Source organism: Symbioplanes lichenis, from assembly GCF_030709675.1.
Classification (GTDB): Bacteria; Actinomycetota; Actinomycetes; order Mycobacteriales; family Micromonosporaceae; genus Actinoplanes; species Actinoplanes lichenis.
Genome location: NZ_JAUZQD010000017.1, coordinates 219,778 through 245,034, shown reverse-complemented (window position 1 = coordinate 245,034; position 25,257 = coordinate 219,778). Strand labels below are relative to the sequence as shown.

The 25,257-nt window shown below is 73.5% G+C and carries 25 protein-coding genes; 11 read left to right on the top strand and 14 right to left on the bottom strand.

The window, feature by feature from the left end:
• Window positions 1-48 precede the first annotated feature (48 nt).
• Window positions 49-291, bottom strand: a complete 243-nt coding sequence (locus RAN62_RS34715; RefSeq protein WP_305789071.1) for a CDGSH iron-sulfur domain-containing protein — start codon at window positions 289-291, stop codon at window positions 49-51.
• Between the two features lie 3,124 nt (window positions 292-3,415).
• Window positions 3,416-4,141: an ATP-binding protein gene (locus RAN62_RS34710; RefSeq protein WP_305789070.1), complete on the bottom strand. Its 726-nt coding sequence runs from the start codon at window positions 4,139-4,141 to the stop codon at window positions 3,416-3,418.
• 383 nt (window positions 4,142-4,524) lie between these two features.
• Between RAN62_RS34710 and secA2 the strand changes: the two genes are divergently transcribed.
• Window positions 4,525-6,816, top strand: a complete 2,292-nt coding sequence (gene secA2 / locus RAN62_RS34705) for an accessory Sec system translocase SecA2 (protein WP_305789069.1) — start codon at window positions 4,525-4,527, stop codon at window positions 6,814-6,816.
• Between the two features lie 36 nt (window positions 6,817-6,852).
• On the opposite strand, the gene RAN62_RS34700 is transcribed toward secA2, so the two are convergent.
• Complete coding sequence (locus RAN62_RS34700) at window positions 6,853-7,245, bottom strand: ankyrin repeat domain-containing protein (RefSeq protein ID WP_305789068.1); 393 nt, start codon at window positions 7,243-7,245, stop codon at window positions 6,853-6,855.
• Window positions 7,246-7,296: 51 nt separating this feature from the next.
• On the opposite strand from RAN62_RS34700, the gene RAN62_RS34695 reads away from it, so the two are divergent.
• From RAN62_RS34695 to RAN62_RS34665, 7 genes are all read left to right on the top strand, one after another.
• Window positions 7,297-7,686: a cupin domain-containing protein gene (locus tag RAN62_RS34695; RefSeq protein ID WP_305789067.1), complete on the top strand. Its 390-nt coding sequence runs from the start codon at window positions 7,297-7,299 to the stop codon at window positions 7,684-7,686.
• A gap of 119 nt (window positions 7,687-7,805) precedes the next feature.
• Window positions 7,806-8,297 carry a winged helix-turn-helix domain-containing protein gene (locus RAN62_RS34690; protein ID WP_305789066.1) on the top strand — a complete coding sequence of 164 codons (492 nt, stop codon included), beginning with the start codon at window positions 7,806-7,808 and terminating at the stop codon, window positions 8,295-8,297.
• 9 nt (window positions 8,298-8,306) lie between these two features.
• Window positions 8,307-8,936, top strand: coding sequence for a nucleoside/nucleotide kinase family protein (locus RAN62_RS34685; RefSeq protein WP_305789065.1), 630 nt, complete (start codon window positions 8,307-8,309; stop codon window positions 8,934-8,936).
• 207 nt (window positions 8,937-9,143) lie between these two features.
• Window positions 9,144-9,566, top strand: coding sequence for a TraR/DksA family transcriptional regulator (locus RAN62_RS34680; protein WP_305789064.1), 423 nt, complete (start codon window positions 9,144-9,146; stop codon window positions 9,564-9,566).
• Between the two features lie 57 nt (window positions 9,567-9,623).
• Window positions 9,624-10,493 carry a DUF72 domain-containing protein gene (locus RAN62_RS34675; protein ID WP_305789063.1) on the top strand — a complete coding sequence of 290 codons (870 nt, stop codon included), beginning with the start codon at window positions 9,624-9,626 and terminating at the stop codon, window positions 10,491-10,493.
• A gap of 499 nt (window positions 10,494-10,992) precedes the next feature.
• Window positions 10,993-11,493 carry a SigE family RNA polymerase sigma factor gene (locus RAN62_RS34670; protein ID WP_305789062.1) on the top strand — a complete coding sequence of 167 codons (501 nt, stop codon included), beginning with the start codon at window positions 10,993-10,995 and terminating at the stop codon, window positions 11,491-11,493.
• The gene (locus tag RAN62_RS34665) at window positions 11,486-12,073 is read left to right on the top strand and encodes a hypothetical protein (RefSeq protein ID WP_305789061.1); all 588 of its coding nucleotides are present in this window, start codon (window positions 11,486-11,488) and stop codon (window positions 12,071-12,073) included. Before RAN62_RS34670 ends, RAN62_RS34665 begins: the two co-directional genes overlap by 8 nt.
• A gap of 36 nt (window positions 12,074-12,109) precedes the next feature.
• Here the strand turns inward: RAN62_RS34665 and RAN62_RS34660 are convergent, their stop codons facing one another.
• A complete protein-coding gene (locus RAN62_RS34660) occupies window positions 12,110-12,892 on the bottom strand; it encodes an aminotransferase class IV (RefSeq protein ID WP_305789060.1) in 783 nt (260 codons plus the stop codon).
• A 10-nt stretch (window positions 12,893-12,902) separates the two neighbouring features.
• Window positions 12,903-13,634: a DUF72 domain-containing protein gene (locus RAN62_RS34655; protein ID WP_305789085.1), complete on the bottom strand. Its 732-nt coding sequence runs from the start codon at window positions 13,632-13,634 to the stop codon at window positions 12,903-12,905.
• 81 nt (window positions 13,635-13,715) lie between these two features.
• Here RAN62_RS34655 and RAN62_RS34650 point away from each other — a divergent pair, with 81 nt between their 5' ends.
• Window positions 13,716-13,964 carry a hypothetical protein gene (locus RAN62_RS34650; protein ID WP_305789059.1) on the top strand — a complete coding sequence of 83 codons (249 nt, stop codon included), beginning with the start codon at window positions 13,716-13,718 and terminating at the stop codon, window positions 13,962-13,964.
• The gene (locus tag RAN62_RS34645) at window positions 13,964-15,211 is read left to right on the top strand and encodes a cupin domain-containing protein (RefSeq protein WP_305789058.1); all 1,248 of its coding nucleotides are present in this window, start codon (window positions 13,964-13,966) and stop codon (window positions 15,209-15,211) included. The genes RAN62_RS34650 and RAN62_RS34645 overlap by 1 nt, the downstream gene beginning before the upstream one ends.
• A 261-nt stretch (window positions 15,212-15,472) precedes the next feature.
• On the opposite strand, the gene RAN62_RS34640 is transcribed toward RAN62_RS34645, so the two are convergent.
• From RAN62_RS34640 to RAN62_RS34600, 9 genes are all read right to left on the bottom strand, one after another.
• Window positions 15,473-16,183: a hypothetical protein gene (locus tag RAN62_RS34640; RefSeq protein ID WP_305789057.1), complete on the bottom strand. Its 711-nt coding sequence runs from the start codon at window positions 16,181-16,183 to the stop codon at window positions 15,473-15,475.
• A 2-nt stretch (window positions 16,184-16,185) separates the two neighbouring features.
• Window positions 16,186-16,638 (bottom strand): hypothetical protein, encoded by a 453-nt coding sequence (locus RAN62_RS34635; protein ID WP_305789056.1) that lies wholly within the window; start codon window positions 16,636-16,638, stop codon window positions 16,186-16,188.
• Between the two features lie 76 nt (window positions 16,639-16,714).
• Window positions 16,715-17,215, bottom strand: coding sequence for a CYTH domain-containing protein (locus RAN62_RS34630; RefSeq protein ID WP_305789055.1), 501 nt, complete (start codon window positions 17,213-17,215; stop codon window positions 16,715-16,717).
• A gap of 174 nt (window positions 17,216-17,389) precedes the next feature.
• Complete coding sequence (locus RAN62_RS34625) at window positions 17,390-17,602, bottom strand: hypothetical protein (RefSeq protein ID WP_305789054.1); 213 nt, start codon at window positions 17,600-17,602, stop codon at window positions 17,390-17,392.
• A 74-nt stretch (window positions 17,603-17,676) separates the two neighbouring features.
• Window positions 17,677-18,381, bottom strand: coding sequence for a hypothetical protein (locus tag RAN62_RS34620; RefSeq protein WP_305789053.1), 705 nt, complete (start codon window positions 18,379-18,381; stop codon window positions 17,677-17,679).
• Window positions 18,378-21,002, bottom strand: coding sequence for an FtsK/SpoIIIE domain-containing protein (locus RAN62_RS34615; protein ID WP_305789052.1), 2,625 nt, complete (start codon window positions 21,000-21,002; stop codon window positions 18,378-18,380). The genes RAN62_RS34620 and RAN62_RS34615 overlap by 4 nt, the downstream gene beginning before the upstream one ends.
• Complete coding sequence (locus RAN62_RS34610) at window positions 20,995-21,870, bottom strand: hypothetical protein (RefSeq protein ID WP_305789051.1); 876 nt, start codon at window positions 21,868-21,870, stop codon at window positions 20,995-20,997. The genes RAN62_RS34615 and RAN62_RS34610 overlap by 8 nt, the downstream gene beginning before the upstream one ends.
• A gap of 4 nt (window positions 21,871-21,874) precedes the next feature.
• Complete coding sequence (locus tag RAN62_RS34605; protein ID WP_305789050.1) at window positions 21,875-22,135, bottom strand: hypothetical protein; 261 nt, start codon at window positions 22,133-22,135, stop codon at window positions 21,875-21,877.
• 96 nt (window positions 22,136-22,231) lie between these two features.
• A complete protein-coding gene (locus RAN62_RS34600; protein WP_305789049.1) occupies window positions 22,232-22,609 on the bottom strand; it encodes a PIN domain-containing protein in 378 nt (125 codons plus the stop codon).
• 104 nt (window positions 22,610-22,713) lie between these two features.
• On the opposite strand from RAN62_RS34600, the gene RAN62_RS34595 reads away from it, so the two are divergent.
• A complete protein-coding gene (locus RAN62_RS34595) occupies window positions 22,714-25,242 on the top strand; it encodes an ATP-dependent Clp protease ATP-binding subunit (RefSeq protein WP_305789048.1) in 2,529 nt (842 codons plus the stop codon).
• Window positions 25,243-25,257: the final 15 nt, after the last annotated feature.

Here is a 25,257-nt window from a genome sequence, read left to right as displayed (position 1 = left end):
CGCTTCGCCGGGCGTGTTCTTGTCCGCTTCGCCGGGCGCGTTCTTGTGTCAGCTTTCGCGGGGGGCCGGGGTGTCGCGGCCCGTTCCCGCCCGGAAGCCGACGGCCTTGTGCGTCCCGTCGCAGAACGGCTTGATCGCCGACCGCCCGCACCGGCACAGCGCCACGGTCCCGCGCCCGGGGTCGATCACCTCACCGGAGGGCGTACGCATGGTGAACTCCCCGCGCAGCAGGAGCGGCCCGTCCTCGTACGGAATGACGGTGGCCCCGTGCTCGTCAGCTGTGACAGTCATGCGCCGAGTGATGCCCGCCCCCGAGCCCCGGAAACCGCCCGCGCCCCCGCTCTTGCCGGGCCGGCTCCCTTCGCCCTGATTGCGCGAAACCCGCCCGCTTCCGCCCGGTACGCGGTGAACTGATCTCTGACGGGCGAAGCAACGGGGGTGGACGCCATGGCCGGCACGGGCACGAACTACATCAAGTCCGACAGCATCCTGGCCCGCACGGCCTGGGACACCCTCCAGGCCCACGCCGCCCCCGAAGGCACCACCATCTGCCCCCTCTGCGGCGAACGCCTCCCCTGCGCCCCCGCCCGAGCCGCCGCCGAAGTCGTCCAGGCCGCCGGCCTCGCCGAATCCTCCGGCCTCATCGCCGCCTCCCGCGCCGGCGGCCCCCTCGACCCCACCCCTCGGGGCGGCCCCCTTGACCCTGCTCCCCGCGGTGGCGGCCTGCTCGACCCTGCTCCCGGCGGTGGCGGCCTGCTGGACGCCGCCCCCCGCGGTGACAGCCCCCTCGACCTTGCTCCCCGTGGTGGCGGTCCGCTCGACCCCGCTCCTGCCTCGGCCTGGCTCCAGCCCACCCGCCCCTCGCTCCCGCCGGCCGCCCCGACCTACGCCCCGCCCCCCACCTTCGACCGCCCCTCCACCTTCCCTGACCCCCTGTCCACCCCGTCCCGCCCTTCTTCTCTCAGCGACTCGCCGGCGGTGCCGACCCGTCCCGCCACGTCGGCCGCCCCAGGCCCGGCCGACCGAGCCCGCCCCGAAGAACCCCCCGCCGCCTTCCGCCCCCGCCCCGACAACCGCCCGATCTCCCCGCCGCCCGCCACCCCGCTGTCGTCCCTGCCGTCCGCCGCCCCGCTGTCATCCCTGCCGCCCGCCGGCGCTCCACTCGCTCCCTCCTTCTCGGCTGGGTCGTCACCGGCAGCCCTGCCCACCGCGCCAACCTCGGGCGGCGGCCACTTCGGCCCGTCCCCGTCAACCGACGCGCCGTCACCGGGCCTCCACCCCCAGTCAGCCCCTGATCGCCGAGCCCACCAGCCCTTCGCCGGCCCGAGCGTCACCCCGCCCCCGGAACACCCGCCTACCTTCGCCCCGGCCCCCACCCTCGACCGCCGGCCGCCGGTAGCCCCCAGCCGCCCCGAGCCCCCCACGACCAACCGTCCCGAGCCCGCCGCCGACCGCACCGATTTCCACCCGTCCCCGCAGCCGCCGTCCTCGCCGCAGCTCTCCTCCTCCTTCGAACGGCCGCAGCCGCCCGCCGCGCAGCCGCCCGCCGCGCAGCCGCCCGCCGCGCAGTCGCCCGCCGGGCAGTCGCCCTTCCCGCAGGCGCCCCCAGCGGCCTTCCCACCGGCATCGAGCGGAATCCCGTCGTCCGGCCAACCGCCGCTCGCGGCCCCGCACCCTGGCCAACCGATGCCGCATCCGGGTCAATCCGGGTTGTATCCGAACCCGTCAGCCCCGCACCCCGGTCAGGCCGGACCGCACCCAGGTCAGCTCATACCGCATCCGGGTCAAGCCGAGCCGCATCCCGATCAGCCGACGTCACATCCCGGTCAGCCGATGTCACATCCCGGCCAGCCCCTGTCACATCCCGGCCAGCACATGCCGCATCCGGGTCAAGCCGGGCTGCATCCAGGTCGGCCCATGTCTCATCCGGATCAGTCCGGGCAGCATCCGGGCCAGCCGGGCATGTATTCCGGCGCCCCTGCCCCGCAGCCGACCCACGAGCGTCCGGCCGCGCCCCGAGTGCCTACCGACGTCGACCCGCTCCTGCTCGGGCCGCCCCTCTTCGTACAGCAGAACCGTCCCTTGGACGCGCCCCGCTTCACCCCGTCGGCCCGTCCGCCCGCTCCCACCAACGGCGTGTCGCCCCTGACGCCTCCGCTCGGCGACAGTCTCGCGTCGGCGGCGGGTGGCTCGCTCGCTTCGGCGACGGGTGGCTCACTCGGTTCGCCGATGGGTAGCTCACTCGGTTCGCCGGCTGGTGACTCGCTCGGGTCGCCGCCTGTGGACTTGCCGGGGTCGCCGTCCGGTGACTTGCCGGCTGGACCGGGGGCAGGGCTTCCCCGAGGGGCGGGTGGCGACGTGAACGGTGGGTCCGGTCTCGGCGCCCCGGCGATAGGTGGCCAGCTCGGCCGGCCCGATGGCACGCCGCCCTCTCCGGAAGCCGGTCACCAGCGGCCTGCTCTGACACCTCCCGAGTTCGCCCAGCAGCGTCCCGCGGCGCCGCCGGAGCTCGGTCAGGCCTGGCCGGGTGCGCCGGAGCTTGGTCAGGCCCGGCCGGGCGCGCCGGAGTCCGGTCAAGGTCCTTCGGGGGCTCCAGGGCTCGGTCAAGGTCTCCCGGGGGCGGAAAGTGGTCCGGGGCGTCCCGCACTGACTCCGCCGGAGTTCGGGCCGCAGGGCCAGCCGTCGATGGAGCCGCCGCAGCCGGGACGTCCGCCTCTGCAAGCGCCGAGCTTGGGCCAGCCGGGTCGCCCGCCTCTGCAAGCGCCGAGCTTGGGCCAGCCGGGTCGCCCGCCCCTGCAAGCACCCGACATGGGTCAGCCTGGCCGCCCTCCGTTGCAGGCGCCCGACATGGGTCAGCCTGGCCGTCCGTCGTTGCAGGCGCCGGACATGGGCCAGTCGGGCCGCCCTCCGTTGCAGGCGCCCGACATGGGCCAACAGGGGAGCCCGCCCCTGCCGGCACCGAGCCTGGGTCAGTCGGGTCGGCCTCCGCTGCAGGCGCCGGACATGGGGCAGCACGGGCCGGGCGGGCAGCCGTCGGGGCTTGAGCAGTTCGGAGCGGCGGCAGCCGCACAGCCCCCGGCTCCGGCGGGCCAGCAGCCTCCTCCGGGGGGTCAGCAGCAGTTCGGGCTGGGGGCGGCCGGCGCGGCGAGTGGCCTGGATCGGGATCGGTTCGGCGGGAACGGGGACCAGGCGCCTTCGGGACTCCTCGGGCGACCTGCCGCAACCGGGCCGAGTGCGGCCGCCCCGCAGGGAGCCGCTCCGAATCGCACCGGACTGAACCCAGTTGGTCCGGACGTGGCCACTCCGCCGCCGTCCTGGCCGCCTGCCGGGCCGGACGACGCGCCGAGCGGGTTGCCGCCGCGTTAGAAGCCCGATCCGCCCGGCGCAACGTCAGTTCGGGCCGTGAACACAGGCCTCAGGCGAGGTGCGTCCAGACGACCTTGCCGCCGGGGACGGAGAGGACGCCCCAGCCGTCCGTCAGCTCGCGGATCAGGTGGAGACCGCGCCCGCCGGCTTCGGCGGTTGTCGGGTCCTTGGCGCGGGGGAGGAGCCTGCTGCCGTCGCGGACCGTCAGGCACATGCGGTCGTTGCGGAGACCCAGGGTGATCTCCATTGTCGTGTGGGCGTGGCGGACCACGTTGGCGACCAGCTCGGTGGCGACCAGAGCGGCGGTGGCGGCGATCTCGCTGCGGTGCCAGGCGGCGCAGGTCTGGGTGACCAGCTGGCGGACCTGGCGGCAGGCGTCGGGGACCGGGCGGAGGCGGACGCGGATGCGCCTGGGCTCCGGCTCCGGCTTGGTGTCGGCCAGGGCGTCGGTGCAGGTGGGGGCGATGCTGACGGCGGCGCAGCCCGGCCATTCGGCGATGGTGCGGGCCGTCTCGGGGGGCGCTCCGCACAGCACGATCGGCACGGCCGGCCACTCCGACGTCTCGCACACCACTGTGCCGAGGACGTCGAGGGCGGCGGGCTGCGGGACGGTCAGGGCGCTCACGTCGAGGAGCAGCGACTCGGGCTGGTTGGCCAGGGCGCGGGCGACCGCGCGGGCGAGGGCGTCGCCGGTGAGCGTGTCGAGGGTGCCGCTGACCCGCAGGATCGCCACCGGAAGGTCCTGTTCCGGCCGGCAGACCAGCTGGCTCGACATCCGCCCCCCTTCGCCCCGTCGCGTCGTTCCCGTCGCGTCGCGCGTCCCTTGTGCCCCGCCCGGTCGCACAGCAAACCCGAGGATGCCACCGAACACCGGGTGCGGCCACCCGGGGTCCAGGCCCCGGTGCCTACGACTCCTGAGATCCGCACAGTGTGACCAAAGCCCCGAAACGGCCTTGCAGTGACCACGCACGCAGAATGAAGGCGCCGGCGGGCTGCTCTGGAGCGCCAGCTCCTCGGCCCGTCGGCGCCGGCCTCGGCGGGAGCGACGGTCTGCGCCATGCAACCAGATGCGACAGCCAGATTTTGATCTTTTTCCCAGTCCCGGCAGAGCGCAGGTCGCCGCCTCGCGCGCAGGAAAGTGAAGTACCGTACAGCGCCATGGGTGTGTCTTCGCGGCTGAAGAGCCGGTTCCGCAAGTTTCTGCAGCGTCCGGGCACGACGGTCGATCTCGCGCCGCTCCGGAAGCGGTTGCCGGACATCGAGGCCCGCGAGGACGCACTGAAAGAGCTCGACGACGAGGCGCTGACCGAGAAGGCCGGCGAGGCCAAGACGTTCGAGGAGATCTGCGCGGCCGGGCGCGAGGCCGCGCGGCGCGCGCTCGACCAGCGTCCGTACGACGTCCAGCTGCTCGGCGCCATGGCCCTGCTCAGCGGCAAGGTCGCCGAGATGGCCACCGGTGAGGGCAAGACGCTGACCGCCACGGTCGCCGCCTACGGGCACGTGCGGCTCGGCAACGGCCCGGTGCACGTGCTGACCGTCAACGACTATCTCGCCCGGCGTGACGCGCAGTGGATGGAGCCGGTCTACAAGCTGCTCGGCCTCACCGTGGGCTGGGTGACCGAGGCGATGACGCACGAGGAGCGCCGGGAGGCGTACGCCGCCGACGTCACCTACGTGTCGGTCAGCGAGGCCGGTTTCGACTACCTGCGCGACCAGCTGGTGACCGACATCGCCGACCGCGTGCAGCGGGAGCTGGCGACCGCGATCGTGGACGAGGCCGACTCGATCCTCATCGACGAGGCGCGCGTGCCCATGGTGCTCGCGGGCAGCATCGCCGGCGCCGAGGACCCGGTCGTCGACGCGGCGCAGCTGGTCCGCGAGCTGCGGGCGGGCAAGGACTACGAGGTGGCCGAGGACGGCCGCAGCGTCGCGTTCACCGACGCCGGGCTCAAGAAGCTCGAGGAAAAGATGGAGATCGACCTGTACGCCGACGAGCACGTGCGGGAGCTCTCCGCCGTCAACGTCGCGCTGCACGCCGAGGCCCTGCTGCGGCGTGACGTCGACTACATCGTGCGCGACGGCGGGGTCGAGCTGATCGACGAGATGCGCGGCCGGGTGGCGCAGCGCCGGCGCTGGCCCGACGGGCTGCAGGCGGCCGTCGAGGCCAAGGAGGGGCTGCGGGCCACCGCCGAGGGCGAGGTGCTCGACACGATCACGGTCCAGGCGTACATCGCGCTCTACAAGACGGTCTGCGGCATGACGGCGACCGCGGTGCACGTGGGGGAGCAGCTCCGCGAGTACTTCAAGCTCGAGGTCGCGGTCATCCCGTCCAACACGCCGAACATCCGCGAGGACGAGCCGGACCGGATCTACTCGGCGCACGACATGCGCGACGAGGCCCTGGTCGAGGAGATCAAGATCGCCCACGAGAAGGGGCGGCCGGTGCTCATCGGCACCCTCGACGTGAAGGCGTCGGAGCTGCTGGCCAAGCAGCTCGCCGCGGCCGGGGTGCCGAGCAACGTGCTCAACGCCAAGAACGACGACGAGGAGGCCGCGATCATCGCGGAGGCGGGCGCGCTCGGCGCGGTCACCGTCTCGACGCAGATGGCGGGCCGCGGCGTCGACATCCGCCTCGGCGGCAGCGACGAGAAGGACCGCGACCGGGTCGTCGAGCTCGGCGGCCTGTACGTCATCGGCAGCGGCCGCCACGACAGCCGCCGCGTGGACGACCAGCTCCGCGGCCGCGCCGGCCGGCAGGGCGACCCCGGCGGCTCGGTGTTCTTCGTGTCGCTGGAGGACGAGCTGGTGACCCGGCACGCGGGCGACATCCTGCCCGCCTCGCCGCGGATGGACATGGACGGCGTCGTGCACGACGACCAGGTCGACTACGCGGTCGAGCACGCCCAGCGGGTCGCCGAGGGCGTCAACCACGAGATCCACCGCAACACCTGGCGCTACAGCGTGGTGATCGAGCAGCAGCGCGTCGCCCTGGCCGAGCGCCGGGAGCGGCTGCTCACCAGCGAGGTCGCCGCGATCATGCTGCTCGAGCGGTCCCCGGAGAAGGCCAAGGAGACCGACGAGGACGTGCTCTCCGACGCCGCCCGGTCCATCGCGCTCTACCACCTGGACCGGCTCTGGGTCGACCACCTGGCCGAGCTGTCCGAGGTGCGCGAGGGCGTGCACCTGCGGGCGCTGGGCAAGCTCGACCCGCTCGACGAGTTCCACCGGGCCGCGGTCCCGGCCTTCCAGAAGGTCTTCACCGAGATCGAGCGCCGGACCATCGAGACGTTCGAGGCGACGGACCTCACCGACGGGTGGGAGCCGGAGCGCGCCGAGATCGTCCGGCCGAGTGCGACGTGGACCTACCTGGTGCACGACAACCCGTTCGGCTCCGAGTTGGACCGCCTCATCGCGGCGGTCGGCCGGCGCCTGACGTCAAGCGGGGAATGACGCCGGGCCGGGGCCGCGCTGCGGCCCCGGCCCGGCTCACACGCCGCGCAGCAGCGCAGCCATCTCGGGCAGCTTGAAGAAGTCGGCGGTCTCCAGCGCGCTGGGGCCGCCGTCTTCCGGCTTGGCGCCCGCCTTCAGCAGCAGCTCGACCGTCTCGGCGTTCTGCCGGAACACCGCCGCGGCCAGTGCCGTCTGGCCCCGGTCGTTGACCCGGGCCGGGTCGGCGCCGTGCTCGAGCAGCGTGGCGACGGTCGCCGGGTGGTTGTGGTAGGCCGCCAGGATCAGCAGCGTGTCACCCTTGTCGTTCGTGAGGTTCGCGGGCAGGCCCTGTGTCAGGAAGCCGGCCAGCTCGTCCGTGCCGCCGGTCCGCGCGAGATCGAAGACCCGGTGCGCGAAGGCGATGGTTTCAGCGTCCAATTCCTCGGCCATGCCCTCACCTTACGATGCGGTTCTACCGGGCACATTTCGAAGGGGGCGCTGGTGAGCGACGGGGTCTACGTGGGCAAGGCCGGGGCGGACGGCATGCGGAACCAGGGCTGGCTGCTCGGCCATTTCATGCCGGACGGTGACCTGTTGCACAGCGACGAGGTCGAGGTGAAGTGGGGCGTGCACCCGCCGGGCGACCGGCGCAAGACCTGGGCCACTCAGGAGACCCGGACGGCGCTGCTGGTGCTGATCCGCGGGACGTTCCACATCGAGCTGCGGGACCGGACGGTGGTGCTGCGCGAGCCCGGCGACTATGTGGTCTGGGGCCCTGGTCAGGACCATTCCTGGGAGGCGCGGGACAGCGAGACCGTGGTGCTGACCGTGCGCTGGCCGTCGGTGCCCGGATGGCGGATCCCGCCCGCGTTCAATCAACCGGCGAATTAAAAGCCGGAAACGAATTCTGAAACGGTCATCCCAGCATGTGGATGCCGCCTTGACCTGTTTGCGGCGCCCCCGGAAATATCGACAGCTGTTGCTGGGTGCCATTTCGGGGAGGACTTTTCATGCCGGTCACCGCCGTCGAAAGGATCGGCGGGAAACCGGCCGCCGTGACTGTGACGATCGACATTCCGCTCACCGGCGAGTCGCTGCCGCCGCAGGCCCGCCGGCTGCTGGAGGTCGTTCGCGAGCTGGTGCAGGCGGGCGACGCGGTGGCCCAGATCGAGGACGCCCCGGCGCCGGCCCCGGGCTCGCCGGCCAAGATCACGCTCCTGCTGGCCAGCCGGCAGATGCTCGTGGGCGGCGAGCTGCTGCCGATGACCCGGCTGGAGTTCGACCTCGTGCAGTTCCTCGCCGACCACCCGCGGCGGGTGTTCAGCCGGGCGCAGCTGCTGACCGGCGTGTGGGGCTACGAGCACACCGGCGAGCGCACGGTCGACGTCCACGTCCGCCGGATCCGGGTGAAGCTGGGCACCGTCCCGTTGATCACCACCGTCTACGGGGTGGGCTACCGGCTGGCCGACGACGCCAGCATCGTGGTGCGGCCGCACGAGTAGGGTGGCCGGGTGCGTGTCCGCCCCGTCTCCGTCGACGTCCTGGTCGAGGAGCTGGCCGAGCGGATCGTGCGCGACCACCCCGCGGGGCGGGTGCGGGTCGCGATCGACGGGGCCGACGCCGCCGCGCCCGGGGCACTCGCCGACGCGCTGGTGGACCCACTGCGGGTCCGGGGCCGCCCGGCCGTCCGGGTCGCCACCGCCGACTTCCTGCGCCCCGCGTCCGTACGCCTGGAGCTGGGGCGGACCAACCCGGACTCCTACTACGACGGCTGGTTCGACGAGGCCGGCCTGCGCCGCGAGGTGCTCGACCCGGCGGGTCCGGCCGGCAGCGGGCGCGTCGTCACCCGGCTCTGGGACGCGGCCGCCGATCGGGCCGCCCGGGAGCCGTACCAGGAGCTGCCGCCCGGCGCCGTGGTCCTGGTGAGCGGGGCGCTGCTGCTCGGGGCGGGGTTGCCCTTCGAGCTGACCGTCCACCTGCATCTGTCGCCGGCCGCCCTGCGCCGCCGCACGGACCAAGATCAAGTGTGGACGCTGCCGGCCCTGGACCGCTATGCGGCGGAGGTCGATCCGGCCGGTTTCGCCGACGTCGTGGTGCGCCTCGACGACCCGCGGCGGCCCGCCGTGGTGCTCCTTCCATGAGTGAATGACCCCTTCTGACCTGCGACGCGAAAGCAGCTTGGCCCAGTCCGTGGCGGTAGCGAGCACTGACAGTTATGCTGCGGTTACTTTTTTGCGGGGATCCCGTTTGGGATCTTCGGCGGTGGGTATCAGCCGAGGCCACGGTGCGAACCGGGGCCGGGGCGGGGGATCCACCGGCAGGGGCAGAGGGAAGGGCAGGGGGAGCACATGCTCGTCAACAGCGCGGTCATCACGGGTAAAGGTGCCGACACCGCCAGGTCCCGCTCGGGTGAGGACCTGGAGCGGGTCAGGGTGCTGCTGCAGACCCGGTACGACGACCTCAACGCCGAGTACGAGGAGGCGGTCGCCGAGAACCAGCGGCTGCGGCTGGTCGAGATCGGCGACGCCGCCGGTGACGACCAGGCGGACAGCGGCTCCAAGACGGCCGAGCGCGACGCGGCGACGTCGCTGCTGCGGACCCTGCTCGACCGCCGCACGCAGGCCGAGGTGGCCATGCAGCGGCTCGACGAGGGCACCTACGGCAACTGCGAGGGCTGCTCGAACCCGATCCCGGTCGAGCGGCTCGAGGTCTTCCCGTCGGCCACGACGTGCGTGCACTGCAAGGCCAACCGCGAGCGTCGCGCGGGCTGATCGAGCGTGACCGTCCGCCTCCCGGGTCACCCCCGGGAGGCGGACTAATGTGGGCGCATGGGTGAGATCCAGGTCGGCACGGCGTCGTGGACCGACAAGACCCTGATCGCCTCGGGCTGGTACCCGAAGAGTGCCGACAACGCCGAGAAACGGCTCGCCTATTACGCGAAGCAGTTCCCGGTGGTCGAGGTCGACAGCACCTATTACGGGCCGCCGGCCGAGCAGACCGCCCGGTTGTGGGCCGAGCGCACGCCGGCCGAGTTCACGTTCAACATCAAGGCGTACAGTCTGCTCACCGGGCATCCGACCAAGGTGACCTCGCTCTACAAGGATCTGCGCCCGGAGACCGGCAAGAAGAACGTCTATCCCGACGATCTCCCGCCGCAGACCTACGAGGACGTCTGGACCCGTTTCCTGGCCGCCCTCGACCCGCTCGCCGCGGCCGGCAAACTCGGCGCGATTCTCTTCCAGTTCCCGCCGTGGTGGGGCATCCGCCGCGACCACAAGGACTATCTGCAGGAAATCGTCGCCCGCTGCCGCCCGCTGCGCCCGGTCTTCGAGTTCCGCAACGCGAGCTGGTTCGACGGCGACAACGCCGGGGAGACGCTCTCTTTCCTGCGCCGCCACGAGCTGCCATTGGTCTGCGTCGACATGCCCCAGGGCTATTCCTCGTCGGTCCCGCCGCTGGCCGAGGCCACCGCCGACCTGGCCGTCGTCCGCTTCCACGGCCACAGCACGAAGTGGACCAGCAAGGACATCCAGGAGAAGTACGGCTACGACTACTCGCGCGCCGAGCTCGCCGCCTGGGCCCCGAAACTCCGCTCCCTCGCCGCCGCGACCGACCGCACCCAGGTCTTCATGAACAACTGCTACGGCGACAACGCCCAGCGCAACGCCAAGACGCTGGTGGACCTGCTGAGCGAATGAGCCGCCGGCTGCCCATATGAATACGGGCTCCCCCCGGGAGCGTTCGCCACGGCCGGGACTACTCGTGTGGGGCGCGAGCCCCTGCCGTGCCCCGGCCCAGGTGCACGCGACTCACCGCGCGCGCCGCGACCACTTGCCCCCTCCCGCTCCCGGACGCGACCCAAGGCCCGCACGGCCGGCGCACTGTCCGGCGCCCCGTCTCGTCGCCGCCGGTGACCGTCGGCACCCTCCTTGGCGGGAACGGCGCCGGTCGGCATCGCTTTCGCGGTCTTCGAAGCGGCCCATCCCCGGGACCTGGTCAGCATGGCGGCTGTCGCCTTCGGAACCGATCAGCGCGGCGCTGTTGCGAGGCGGCCGCTGCTCACCGGGGCGGCAGCCGTCGGCCCGGGCGTCACGGCGGCTCTGCTCGGTGCGGGCCGGCGACATCCCGCCGGCGTGGCGACGAGTGAATCTTGGTGGGCGACGCAGCGGCCGGCGCCCGCCGGCGCATCTTCTTCACGTGGAGGTGCGCATGACGTTCCAGGAGTACGTGTCACAGCGGGGACATGTCCTCATGCGGCTCGCTCATGTGCTCACGGGCGGGGACGCACACGCCGCGCAGGATCTGACGCAGACGACGCTGGTCGACGTGTACCGGCACTGGCGCCGGGTCCGCGGGGCGGAGAACAGCGACGCCTACGTACGCCGGATGATGGTGAACGCGCACCTGCGCCGGCTGCGGCTCAAGTCCTCGGCGGAGATCCCGGCGGAGGCGCCGGCGGATCGGGGCGGCACGATCGCGGATCCCGCCGACGAGGTGGCGGCCCGGGACGAGACCCGGCGGCTGCTCGCGCGGCTGCCGCCCCGGGCCCGGACGATCCTGGTGCTCCGGTACTACGCCGACCTCGACGACAACGCCATCGCGGATCTCCTGCGGATCAGTCCGAGCACCGTCCGGGCCACCGCCTCCCGGGCGCTGGCCGGGCTGCGTGCGGCAGAAGTGGGGAACAAGCATGGCTGAGCCGATCGAGCAGCGCCTTGCCGAGATCTTCCGCGAGGACGCGGGCCGGGCGCCGGAGCTGGACACGGCCGCCCCCGAGCGGGTCGTGCGCACCGTCCGGAGACGTCGAGCCGGGTGGGTTCTCGCCGCGAGCCTGACGGTGGCCGCGCTGGCCCTGACACCCGTCGTCATGCGCGATGACCCGGCCGCCCGCGGTGGCCCGTTGCCCGACTCGGGCCTGTCGGATTGCCTTCCGCCCGAGTCGCTCGCCGCGGTGGCCGCACGGACCCTGTCGTTCGACGGCACGGTCACGGCCATCGCGGTGGACACGAGCCGTGATGTGCCGACCGCCACCGTGACCTTCGAGGTCAACGAATGGTTCCGCGGCGGCTCCGGCCCGACGGCGACAGCCACCATGCAGGCACCACTCCCGCCGCATGTCCTCGCGGGCGAGGCCGGGCCGGTCTACGAGATCGGGACGCGGCTGCTGGTGAGCGGTGACACCGCCGCCGGCCGGGCAACGGCGTGGGGCTGCGGCTACACGCGCTACTACGACGATCGGACAGCAGCCGCGTGGCGCCAGGCTGTACGCGGCGGGTGAGGCGCGTTCACGCCGGCCCCGTACGGGCAGCGCGGCTCAGAGCTCGTCCCACGGCACCGATGCCAGCGTCTCGCGCAGGATCTTTTCCGCGCGCTGGTCGGCGACCGGCACCTCGTCGATGCTGCCGATGCCGCGGACGCCGTGGGAGTTGACCGCGGCGGCGCCGGCGAAGGTGGTGAGTTCGCTGGCCTGGACCGGGCGGAGGGTCCAGGGGGTGCCGTCGATGGACATCTGGATCTGGAGGAGGACCATGGTGATGCCCTTGAGCATCGGGGCGGCCGGCCAGATGATCTCCTCGCCGTCGTAGCAGGCGGCGTTCCAGGTGGTGCCCTCGCTGACCAGGCCGTCGCGGCCGACGAAGAGGCGGTCGTCGAAGCCGGCCAGGGTCGCCTCGCGGACGTGGTGGTTCAGCATGAAGGTGCCGCGGTGCTTGTGTTCCGGCAGGTCGCGCTCGTAGGGAACCGTCTGCACGCGCAGCGGGTGCGACGGGGGCTCGGGGGCCGGGTCGGTGACCGAGACGAGCACGTCCGGCGGGTCCTGCTCGCCGGGGCCGGGCACCAGGGTCACGCGCACGGAGGCGTCGCGGACCGGGCCGAGGGCGTGGCGGACGCGGGCGAGCAGCTGGTGCTCCTCGGCGACGCCGATGCGGTGGCCGAAGAGCTCCTCGGAGCTGTCGGCGAGCCTCGCCAGGTGCAGGGCGAGCCCGCGGACGCGGCCGGCGCGCACCTGCATGCTCGTGAAGTGCCCGTAGCCGAGCGTCGCGATGCGGTGCATCGCGGTCAGGTCGGGCACGCGCCCGTTCAGTTCGACGGTCAGCACTCCGTCCACCCTACGGGGTGCGTGTGACATCGAGGCCGCGGCGGCGGGCGAGGCGCGCCATGGTGGTGGCGTTCGTCACGGCGGCGCCGCCGGGGTCGTTGTTGAAATAGACGTAGGCGGGGAGGCCGGGCAGCCGGTCCACCCAGGTCGCGAGCGCGTTCCGGCCGTAGTGGGGCCACGGGTGGGCCCGGCCCTCGTGCAGCCGGAGATAGACCCAGTCGGCTGTCACCCAGAGGGGTGTAACCGGGCGGCCGCTACGGTCGGCCCAGGCGAGAGCCGCGTTGTGCCGCTGCAGAATGTCCTGAACGGTGGCATTCCACCAGCTGTCGTGCCGTGGCTCGACCGCGACGCGAACATGTTCCGGAAACTCCGACAAAACGCCGCGCAGCAACCCGGGATCGGCCTGCAGGGTCGGCGGCAGCTGCAGCAGCACCGGCCCGAGCTTGTCCCCGAGCGCGCCGGCCCGCGACAAGAACCGGGCGACCGGCTCGGCGGGCTCCTTCAGCCGCTTGATGTGCGTCAGATAGCGGCTCATCTTGACGGCGAAGCAGAAGTCGTCCGGCGTCCGCGCGCGCCAGTCCGCGAAGGTGTCACGTTCAGGGAGCCGGTAGAAGGCGTTGTTGACCTCGACCGACGCGAACGACGAGGCGAAATGTTCCAGCCAGAGCCGCTGCGGCAGCTTCGGCGGATAGAGCCGGTCCTCGCCCCGCCAGTCCTTGTACTGCCAGCCTGAGGTCCCCATCACCAGCACGCCGGACTGCTTACCGGTTTTCCGGTGATCGAAACGGGTACCAGCGGGTCACACCGAGGGAAGGGAATTGTGATGCGACTCAACGACGACGACATCACCGGCGGCAGCGGCACGTCGGGCGAGGGCCTGGCCGACGGCGGCGCGAACCCGAACGGGCACGACGGCGGCGCGGACGGCTCGGCGGGCGAGGGCCCGGCGGACGGCGGCGCGAACCCGGGCGGCCACGACGGCGGCGCGGACGGCTCGGCGGGCGAGGGCCCGGCCGACGGCGGCGCCAACCCGGGCGGCCACGACGGCGGCGCCGACGGCTCCGCCTCCTGATGAGCACCTCCGTTCCAGGGCCGGCCACGGCGCCGGCCCTGGCCCGGGCCGTCGCGGCCGACCCGGCCAAGTTCGCCGAGGCCTACTGGGGGCGGCAGCCGCTGCTGACCCGGGCCGACGAGCTGGCCGGCCCGGACGGCTTCCGGGACCTGCTCGCCCCCGAGGCCGTCGACGAGCTGCTGAGCGAGCGCGGCCTGCGCACCCCGTTCCTGCGCGTCGCCAACCAGGGCAAGGTGATGCCGGCCTCGGCCTTCACGGGCAGCGGCGGCGCCGGCGCCGAGATCGGCGACCAGGTGCGCGACGACAAGGTCATGCAGCTGTACGCCGACGGGGCCACCCTGGTCCTGCAGGGCCTGCACCGCATCCACCCCCCGATCATCGACCACGCGCGCCGCCTGGGCGCCGAGCTCAACCAGCCCCTGCAGGTCAACGCCTACCTGACCCCGCCGGGCAACAAGGGCTTCGCGACCCACTACGACACGCACGACGTCTTCGTCCTGCAGGTCGACGGGACCAAGCGCTGGAAGATCCACCCCCCGGTCCTCCCCGAGCCCCTGGAACGCCAGGCCTGGGGCGGCCGCGCCGACGAGGTGGGCGCCACCGCCGCCGGCGACCCGGCCCTCGACGTCGTCCTGCACCCCGGGGACGCCCTCTACCTGCCGCGCGGCTGGCTCCACGCCGCCGAGGCCCAGGGCGAGCGCAGCCTGCACCTGACGTTCGGGGTCCGCGCCCTCACCCGCTACGCGATCGTCGAGGAGCTCCTGCACCTCGCGGCGGAGGACCAACGGCTCCGAGCCACCCTCCCGTACGCCATGGACGTCGCCGACCCGGAGGAAGTCGCCCCCGAACTCGAGGAAACAGTCACCGCCCTGCGCGACTGGCTCCTCACCGCCGACCCGGCCGCGGTGGCCGCCCGCCTCCGCACCCGCGCCTGGTCCGCCCGCCGCCCGCAGCCGGTCAAGCCCTTGGCCCAGCTGGCCTACGCCGAGCAGCTCACGCCCGCCGCGGCCGTCGCCGTGCGCCACGGCCTCTTCTGGCAGCTCACCACGGACGGCCCGGACCACGTCGTCCTCCAGCTCGAAGGACGCACGCTGCGCTTCCCGTCGTTCTGCGAGCCGGCCCTGCGATTCGCCCTCGACGGCACCCCGCACCGCGTGAGCGACCTCCCCGGCCTGGACGACGACGAGGACCGTCTGGTGCTCGCCCGCCGCCTGCTCCGCGAGGCCGTCCTGGTCCCGGCCGTCTGAAACCCGCGTTCCGCCAGGCCGCGTCCCCCTTCCGGTGGGCGCGGCCTTCGGCAGATATGAGTACGGGCTCCCTCGGAGAGCGTTCACCCGGGGCCGGACTACTCGTGCGGGGCGCGAGCACCTGCCGTCCCCGGCCCGGGCGCACGCGGCTCACCCCGGCCGCGCGATCATGTGCCGGGCCAGGCCGGCGAACGCGCCTCACCCGAGCCCGACGTGGAAACGGGCCGGGGGGTGCGGGCCCGCCGGCCGTGGGCTCTCGCGTCAGGTGCCGGAAGGCGACCGGCGCGAGGACGGGACCGTGACGGGCGGCTTGCGCCGGGGCGCCGGGACGCCGTCCCGGCCGGACAGGCCCGCGACGGCGCGGACGAGGAGTTGCACTCCTGTGATCCGCATGACCGCCACGCCGAGCAGCAGCGACTTGTCCTCGGGGGACATCAGCTCGTCGTCCTTGAGGGCGATCACGTCCGCCTTCAGCCGGGACTGGTCGTCGGGGGACGAGTTTTCCAGCAGGCTGAGGGCCAGTGCCGGGAGGGTCACGTAGACGCGGTCGAAGGAGACGCCGCTCATGACCTCCCTCGCCACCTGGCTGCGGCGTTTGGCCTGGTAGCGATCGACTTGGCGGTCGCTGACGGCCAGGATGCGCTCGAGCAGGCCGCCCGGGCCCCAGTTGAAGTTCGACCCCTTCTCCGCCGCGGCGAAGAGCTTGGTGCGGAAGAGCGCGATCGCCCCGAGCCCGCCGGCGAGGGTCTGCACCAGGTCGCGGGCGGCTCCGGTCTGTCCGAAGGTCCAGCCGAACACGCGGATGATCGCGACGGCGGCCACGCTCGCCGCCGCGTTCGTCAGGACGTAGAGCAGCGCGGCCGGCTGCAGCACCGAACGGCCCGGGTCGTCGCGGTAGCGGCTTGCCAGCTCGGTGGCGCCGATCGCTGCCCCGAGACAGCCGGCCAGCACGTATCCGCTGGTGGAATCCATGATCAGCGGTCGTGGACGCCGCGGAGGGCGACGTTCATGCCGGTCACGAAGTCGCTGAACGAGCCCGTCACGGTCACCCCGCGGCCGCCGGGCCCGGGCTCGGCGGGCAGCTCGCCCGGCGCCGCGCCGCGCAGAGCCGGCGCCAGGTCCTCCTCGAGCACCGCGGCCAGAGCGATCGCGCGCTCGGGGTCGACCACGAGCAAGCGCTTGAGCCGGGCCCGCCACTCCGCGACGAGGGCGTCGCGGGCGTCGCGCATCGGTTGCGCGGCCCCCGTCCCGACCAGCTCGTCGCGGCTCTGCCGGAGCTCGGCCGCCACCATCGGGGCCCGTGCGGGATCGGCGGCCTGCCAGAGCCGGTGCACGGCCCGCTCCGCCACCTGCCAGTCGTCGGTCGCCAGCAGCCGGGCCACGGCGAGGCCCGCGTCGTTGGCCAGCCGTTCGAGCTGTACGTCCATCCGGGGCCTCCCGCCGTGGTGTCGTTCCACGCTAGACCGCGGCCGGCCCGGCGACTGTCCCGCCAACGGGTGACGGTCAGCCCCAGGACCCGTACGGGGTGACCGCCAGGTTCTCGTTGTTGTAGCGCGCGTCCTCGGTGATCTCCTCGGCCACCCAGTCCGGCGGCACCACCGCGCTGAGGTCGCTCGCCTCGCACTCCGCGATGACCAGTCCCTCGTTCGAGCCGGAGAACACGTCGACGTCCCAGACGTGTGCCCCCTCCACGATCTGGTACCGCAGCTTGGTCACTTTGTGCTCGGACCGGTCGATCAGCTCCCGGGCCAGCGGCACCGGCAGCTCCATCTCGTGCTCCTCGCGCGTTCCGCCGGACCGTGGTCCTTTGACGGCCAGCAGGGCGGGCCCCTCGTGGTAGCCGCCCGCCTCGTCCGGGAGATAGGTGCGCCGGACCCGGACCGCGTAGTCGTCCCGCACGTACAGGTAGGCCTGCACGATGATGTTGCCGGCGTGGGGCTCGACGATGCCGGTGTCGTGCACGAGGAACCTGCGCTCCCGCTCGAACGCCGATCCCTGTGCCACCCCGACCTCCCGCGGCCCGGGAAACGAGCCCCGCCGGCCGGGTCCCATGGTGGTCCCCACGCCCCCTCCGGCAACGGACGCGCTGTCTGCCCCGGAACGGCAGCCGCCCCGGAGAAAGGCCCCAGGCCGGCAGCCGCCCCGGACGCAGAGTCCGGAGCGGCCACCGGTGGCCGGTCAGCTCACCGGGTCCCAGAGGAGCTGGTCGTCGACCACGGTCGTCGTGCCCGAGGTCAGGGTGATCAGGTCGGCCGAGGCGTAGTCCGGGGACTGGTGGGCGTACTGGCTGCGGCCGCCCGCGGTGTCCGCGGCCGGGGTGCCGTTCGCGGCGAGGAACCGGCCCGTGACGACGCCGGCCTCGGCGACGGTGCGGCGAACGCTGGGCAGCACGCGCGGTTCAGCCTCGGGCCACGACCTCCGGTGGCACAAACCCGGGAGTGTCCACAGCAGACTTCATCGGGCGTTCACCCGGTGGCCGCACTGTTGCGCACGATGACCAGGATCAGGCCCGCGGTGATGAGGGCCGACGCCAGGACGGTGACGACGGTGGAGGCGTCCAGGGGTTCCTTGGTGCGGTCCGCGACGCGCTTGGCCACGATGACGGCGAGGATCGGGCCGAGGAGGGCCACGATCAGGGCCACCACGGGCAGGCCGACCGCGAGGTCCCCGCCGCTCTCGCGGCCCGCCCAGCGCAGCAGCGACCACGCCGCCAGGCCCACCGCGCCGCCCAGGGCGCCCAGGCCGACGTACAGGAGGGCCGCGCCTTTGATGGGTTTGATCGCGGTCTTACGGTTGGCCGTGGCCTCGGCCTCCTGGAGGTAGTCCTCGACGGCGCGGTCGCGCTGGCGGGGCACCACCGGGCCGGGCGGGCGGCCGAAGCGCTCCGCCGGGCGGCCGGCCGTGTGGGCGAAGTCCGACCAGAGGCGCTCGACCGTGGCGTCGACCTCGTCCAGGCGGCGCTGGGCGGCGTCGGCTGCGGCGGCGGCCTCGCGCACCCGCCGGTCGGCGGCCCGGACGGCCTCGTCGGCCTCCGCGGCGCGGGTGTCGTGCCAGGTGCGGGCCTCGGTGCGGTGGTTCGCCGCGTCGTCGTCGAGCTCCGTCAGCTTCTTGACGACGCTGCGGTAGTCGGGCGTGCGGCGCTCGAGGACGCCGTCGGGGTCAGGAGTCATGACGGTCCGTAGGGGATGATGACCTCGGCGCCACGATGCACCGAGCGGTCGAAGTGGAGGGCCCGCCACGGCCGCGGGTACCAGGCGGGGGAGCCGTGGCCGGGGTAGTAGGGCGACAGCTCGCTGCCGTGCACGTCCAGAGCCACCCACGACCCGATGACATCCGTACGGCTGGCCTGCCCGCCGAGCGTGTCGCGCAGCAGGGCGGCCCCTCGCCACCAGCCGATCACGTGGATCCGGCGCTCGGGCCCCTGCCGCAGGATCCGGCGCAGCAGATCGCCACCGGGCGCGGCGTCGACGGCATAGAGGAACAGGAAGAGTGGCTTGTCGGCCGCGGTCCCGTACTCGGCCCGGTCGGCGGCCAGATCGAGCAAATTGTCCCAATTGTTAGAGTTGTAGTAGTCCGTGTCGCCGGGCGGCAGCACGACCTTCAGCGCGGTGACGGCGGTGGCGGCGTCGGGGTCGAGGCAGGCCACCTTGAACTGCGCCGCCCCCGGGGCGAACTGCGCGGCGAGCGACCGGGCCGCCGTGTGCAGGATCGCGCAGGCCTCCTCGACGCGCGTGCCCATGACGGCGATGTTGCGGCCGGGGGCGCGCCGCAGCACCGTACGCGCGGATCGCGCCGCCACGTCGATCGTCTCGCCCAGCAGCACCACCGGGGCCGCCGCCTCCGGGAACGACAGCTGCTTCTCGTCGAGCCGCGGGATCGCGTCGCCGTCGAAGAGCCGGGGCGCCGGCATGTCCGGCGGCCGCCGCCGCCACAACCGGTGCTGCAGCGCGCTCCACCGCTCCCGGTCGCCGGCGTCGGGCACCCGGACCACGCGGTTCGCCTCGACGGCGCCCGAGTCGGCGTTGACCACCGCGTGATAGCGGGGCAGCGCCTCGGCGGCCGTGTTCGTCTCGGCGAGCACCCGGCGGGCCCGGGGCAGCGCGATCCGCAGCGAGAACTGCGCGACCAGCGCGGGCCGGCCCCACAGCGCCTCGATGCCCGAGACGTCCTGGCTGGCCAGCACCAGGTGGATGCCCTGGGAGCGGCCGCGGCGGGCCAGGTCCTCGAGCAGGTCGACCGCCTCGGCGGCCACGGCGTCGCGGCCGGCGAGGAGCACCTGGAACTCGTCGACCACGGCGACGATGCGCGGCCAGTGCCCCTCGGGGTCCTCGGCGCGCAGCTCGGCGAGGTTCGTGACCTCGTGCCGCTTGGCGGCGTCGGCGCGGCTGCGCAGCTCGGCGCCGAGAAAGCGGAGCAGGGCCAGGCCGAACTCGCGGTCGGTGTTCACGTTCACCCCGACCAGGCGTACGTGCGGCAGCCAGCTCGGGTCCCGCCGGCCCGGCGCGAACCGGGCGAACGACACGCCCTCCTTGAAGTCGAGCAGATAGAACGCCAGCTCGTCGGGGGAGTAGCGGGCGGCGAGGGCACCCATCCAGGCGTAGATGAGGTTTGTCTTGCCGGTGCCCGACGGCCCGGCGATGAGCGCGTGCGGCGGATAGTCGGCCAGCGTGACCTCGACCGGCGCCCCCTGCGGGCTGTCGCCGAGCGGGGCGGTCAGGGCCCGGGCCGCGCTCTCCTGCCACTCCTCGGCGGGTAGCAGGCTGTCCAGCGCGACCGGAGCGGGTCCGGCGGCGACCTCGTCCGCGATGCGCCGGCAGGTCTGGGTCACCAGGCTCGGCGGCGGCCCGGCGTCGAAGACCACCGGCAGGTCCCCGCACCCGCTCACCCGGCCTTCGGTCCCCGGCGCGGCGCTGATGATCTCGGCGGTGCCGTCCTCGGCGGGCATGTTCCGCAGGATCAGGTGGACACCGCACGCGGCGCCGGTCCGCAGCAGCCGCGAAAGCTGCCCCCGCTCGTGCCGCGACAGCTCGTCGGAGCGCCCCGAGCCGAGCAGCACGGCGACGCGCCAGGGCTCGGGGCGGCGCCCGGTCGCGGCGCTCAGCTCGCGCAGCGACGAGTACTCGCCGGCCAGCACGGTCTCGTTGATCCGCCGGACGTGGTCGACCAGCTCATCGAGGAGCGCCCCGAGCCCGCCCGGGCCGACGAAGCGCAGCACCCCGGCCGGGGCCAGCGGGGCGAAGCCGGCCAGGCCGCCGCCGAGCTGCTCGGGGTCGTACCCGGTCAGGACGACCCGGCCCGGCTCGGCGCTGCCCAGAGCGCGCAGCAGCAGGCCGGCCACCACGTCGTCGCCGACGGCCTGATCGCCGCGGACCACGACGTGCCCGCGGTCGAGGAGCGGGACGAGGGCGGGAACCTCCCCGGCGTACGGGAGGCGCAGCAGCCCGGCCCGCAGCTCGGGCGCGGGGGTGCCGGTGTCCGCCGGGGTCGCCTCCCAGACGTTCCAGGCCGAGCCGGCCGCGCCCGGGGCCGCGAGCAGCGCTGTCTCGGCCGCCGCCCCGGCCAGGTCGGCCAGGGCCCGGTCGCGCTCCTCGTCGATCTGGTGCAGACGCTTGTCGCGCTGCTCCTTGATCCGGCCGCGCCGCTCGCGGGCGGCCGCCACGACCTTGCCCCGGCGGGCGCGGGCGGTGTCGAGCTCGTCCCGCGCGGCGTCGCGGGCCTCCACGGCGATGCCGAGCGCGTGCGAGAGCGCGGCCCGGACCTCGACGACCTGCTGGGTGAGGGACTCAGGCATCGACGTTCGGGCTCCGTACGGGCTCGGGCCGGCTCGGATCGAGGGTCTCCGGGTCGCGGCCGAGCCGGGCCAGCAGCACCCCGGTCAGCACGCTCGCGGTGACGGCCGAATCGGCGGGGTGCGCGGGCTGCTCGTTCTTCGCGGGCGCGCGGCAGATCCGGGCGAGCAGCGTGTCCAGCACCTCGGGCGGGGTGCCGGGCAGCAGCGACTTCACCCGGCCGGTGGCGGCGCTCTGCAGTCGTTTCAGATCCTCGGGCCGGGGCTCGTGCCCCAGCAGGTCGCCGGCCAGCCGGTGCAGCACGGGCGAGCTCGCGGCGGAGAGTCCCAGCCCGGTCGCCGCGTTGACCTGGTGCAGGTCGCGGCCGACGCGGGCCCGGTCGCCGGAGCGCACCCCGGCGGCGACGCGGCGCAGCAGGTCGGCGGTGTCGCCGGCGCCGTTGCGGGGCTCGGCCGGCTCGGCCGGCGGCGCCTCGCCGGTGAGCTCGGCCACCCGCCGCGACCACCACGGGCCCAGCTCCTCGGGCGCCGGCTGCGTCTCGGTGGCGACGGCCTCGGCCTCCTGCGGGCGCAGGCCGGCCTTGTAGTCGGCCTCGGGCGGCGCGGCACCCTCGCCCGCGGCCAGGCCCGCGGCGGCCAGATATTGCGCGATCGCCTCCTGGGCGAGGCGCAGGGCGGCTGCCGCGCGCTCGACCGCTTCGACGGCATTGCCCAGCTGCGGTACGCCCAGCGGGTCGACGGACGTCTGGCGCACCCAGTTGAGCAGCTCGGTGGCGCTGGTCAGCTTCTCCCGGGCGACCGTGACAGGGCCGGTGGGCAGCTCCTCCGAGGTGGCGCGGAGCTGGGCGCCGAGTTCCTGCAGCAGGGACATCGGCTCAGAGCGTCGCCGTGTAGGTCTCAGCCTGCTCGACCGCCTGCAGGGTCGCGCCCATGCACTCCTCCAGCTGCTGGTCCGCCTGGGACAGCGAGGCGTGCGCGGCACCGACGGCGTCGTTGGCGGAGCCGTCCAGGGCCGCGGCGAGGCTCTGCTGGGCCTCCCCGATCTTCTCCCGGGCCGCCTGGATCGCCTGCTGACCCTCGGTGACCTGCTGGAGCGCGGCACTCACGGCCGCTTTGACCTCGGCGACGCTGGCCAACGTGCAGCCTCCCGGTGTTCGACAGCACCTCTATACGTCAGAGCTTAGTCGTCCACGATGGTCGGCGAGCGACTGCGTGTCCGATTCACGCACGACTCATTCTCTCCGGCGCGGGACGCTGCCCGGGCCGCGCACTTCCGCCCCGAGCGCGGTCACCCGGTCGCGCAGCCCGCGGTCGGCCGTGACGACCACGACCCGCCGGTCCGCCGCTTCGGTCACGACCTCCACGATCCGGTCGTCGCCCGAGCCCGGGGAGGACACGACCCGGACACCCTCGATCCCCAGGACGTCCCGCGCCTTGCCCTCGACGACCAGAACCACCTCGATCGGGGGCGGAAGATCAGGAAGCCCCGTGGCGTTGAGACCGGACAGGGCGTCGCGCAGGCGGGCCGTGGCCCCGGCCCGGTCGCGCCACCAGCCGTCGGGCTTCGAGCCGACCACGTTGGCGGCGTCGACTACTAGCAGCGGGGTCATGAGACGAGCGTCTCACAGTGGAATTGAACGATCGTTAAGGCGGTTGGAGAGGGCGACACCGGGTAGGCGCGAACTGCATAGGCCCGACGAAGGAGAGAACCAGCATGAGCATCGGACCCAGCGACTGGGACGACATCTTCGCGCGCTTCTTCGGGGCGCCGGAGCCACGCCGGTCCGCCCAGCGGATCGACATCACCAGGTACATGAGCCAGGACGCCCGCCGCGTGCTGTCCGACGCCGCGCGCCGCGCCGCCGAGGTGGCCCCGGCGGGGACGGACATCGCCGACCTCGACACCGACCACCTGCTCTGGGGCGTACTCCAGCAGGAGCCGCAGCGTGCCCTCGTGCGCCGCGCCGGTGCCGACCCCGACTCGATCCTGCGGGAGCTCGGCGGCGCCTCGTCCGGCGGCACCGACCTGCCCGAGCGCCTCGCGCTGACCCCCGCGGCCAAGCGCGCGCTGCTCGACAGCCTGCAGATCTCGCGCGCCGTCGGCGCGTCCTACGTGGGCCCCGAGCACGTCCTCATGGCCCTCGGTCTCAACCCCGACACCGCGGCCGGGCGGCTGCTCGCCTCCCGCATCGACCCGCGGACCCTGCAGCAGTCCGACCAGCCCGCCCCCGGTGGTGGTGGCGGCGGAAGCGCCCAAGGAGGCGGCACCACGAACACCCCGACCCTCGAGCAGTACGGCGTGGACCTCACCGAGATGGCCCGGCGCGGCGAGATCGACCCGGTCATCGGCCGGGCGGACGAGATCGAGCAGGCCGTCGAGGTGCTGTCCCGGCGCACCAAGAACAACCCGGTGCTGATCGGCGAGGCCGGCGTCGGCAAGACCGCGATCGTGGAGGGCCTGGCCCAGCGCATCGTGGACGGCGACGTCCCGCAGACGCTCGCCGGCAAGCGCGTCATCCAGCTCGACCTGGCCGGCCTGGTGGCGGGCACCCGCTACCGCGGCGACTTCGAGGAGCGGCTGCAGAAGGTCATCACCGAGATCCAGGAGAGCGGCGACGGCCTGATCGTGTTCCTCGACGAGATCCACACCCTGGTCGGGGCCGGTGGCGGCGGGGGCGACGGCGGCGGCATGGACGCCTCCAACATGCTCAAGCCCGCGCTCGCCCGCGGTCAGCTCCGCGTCGTCGGCGCGACCACCCTCGACGAGTACAGGCGCCACATCGAGAAGGACGCCGCCCTGGCCCGCCGCTTCCAGCCGGTGCTGGTCGGCGAGCCCAGCGTCGAGGACACCGTGGCGATCCTGCGCGGCCTGCGCGACAACTACGAGGCGCACCACCAGGTCCGGATCATCGACGAGGCCTTGCAGGCCGCGGCCGAGCTGTCCGACCGCTACATCACCGACCGCTTCCTGCCCGACAAGGCGATCGACCTGATCGACCAGGCCGGCGCGCGGGTGCGGCTGCGGGTGAAGACCCCGGCCGCCGACGTACGCGACCAGGAGCGCCGCCTCGAGCAGCTGTCCCGCGACCGCGACCAGGCCGTGGCGGCCGAGGACTACGAGAAGGCCTCCCAGCTGCGCGACGAGATCAACGCCATCAAGGCCAAGATCGCCGGGGTGCGGGACGGTGCGTCCGGGGTGCCCCAGGTGACCCCGGAGGACATCGCCGAGGTCGTCTCGCGGGCCACCGGCATCCCGGTCGCCCAGCTCACCGAGGAGGAGCGTGACCGCCTGCTCCGCCTGGAGAGCCACCTGCACGACCGGGTGATCGGCCAGGAGGACGCGGTCGCCGCCGTCGCCGAGGCCGTCCGCCGGTCCCGGGCCGGGCTCGGTGACCCCGGCCGTCCCGTCGGCAGCTTCCTCTTCCTGGGCCCGACCGGCGTCGGCAAGACCGAGCTGGCGCGCTCGCTGGCGGAGGCGCTCTTCGGCGAGCCGGACCGGATGATCCGTCTCGACATGAGCGAGTTCCAGGAGCGGCACACCGTCTCCCGGCTCGTCGGTGCCCCTCCCGGCTACGTCGGCTACGACGAGGCGGGCCAGCTGACCGAGGCCGTGCGGCGCCGTCCGTACAGTGTCGTGCTGCTGGACGAGATCGAGAAGGCCCACCCGGACGTCTTCAACATCCTGCTCCAGGTGCTCGACGACGGCCGGCTGACCGACAGCCAGGGCCGCACGGTGAGCTTCAAGAACACCGTGCTGATCATGACCAGCAACATCGGCTCGGAGATCATCTCGGGCACGAAGCGCACGCTCGGCTTCGGCGCTTCCGACGGTGGCGCGGCCGAGGACCGCGACCTGCGCGAGCGGCTCGACCGGCGGCTGCGCGAGCAGTTCCGGCCCGAGTTCCTCAACCGGATCGACGAGGTCATCATCTTCCGTCAGCTCGAGACCCAGCAGCTCCGCCGGATCACCGAGCTCCTCCTCGACGAGACCCGCCACCGCCTGCAGGCGCAGGACATCCGGCTGGACGTCACCACGGAGGCGGTCGACTGGCTGGCGGAGAAGGGCTTCCAGCCGGAGTACGGCGCCCGCCCGCTGCGCCGCACGATCCAGCGCGAGCTGGACAACCGGTTGTCCCGGATGCTGCTGGCGGCGGACCTGGCCCCCGGCCAGACCGTCCACGTCGGCGTCGCAGACGGCGAACTGACCTTCGCGGCCGGCTCGCCCACCCCCGCCACCGCCTGACGCAGCGTTGCGACG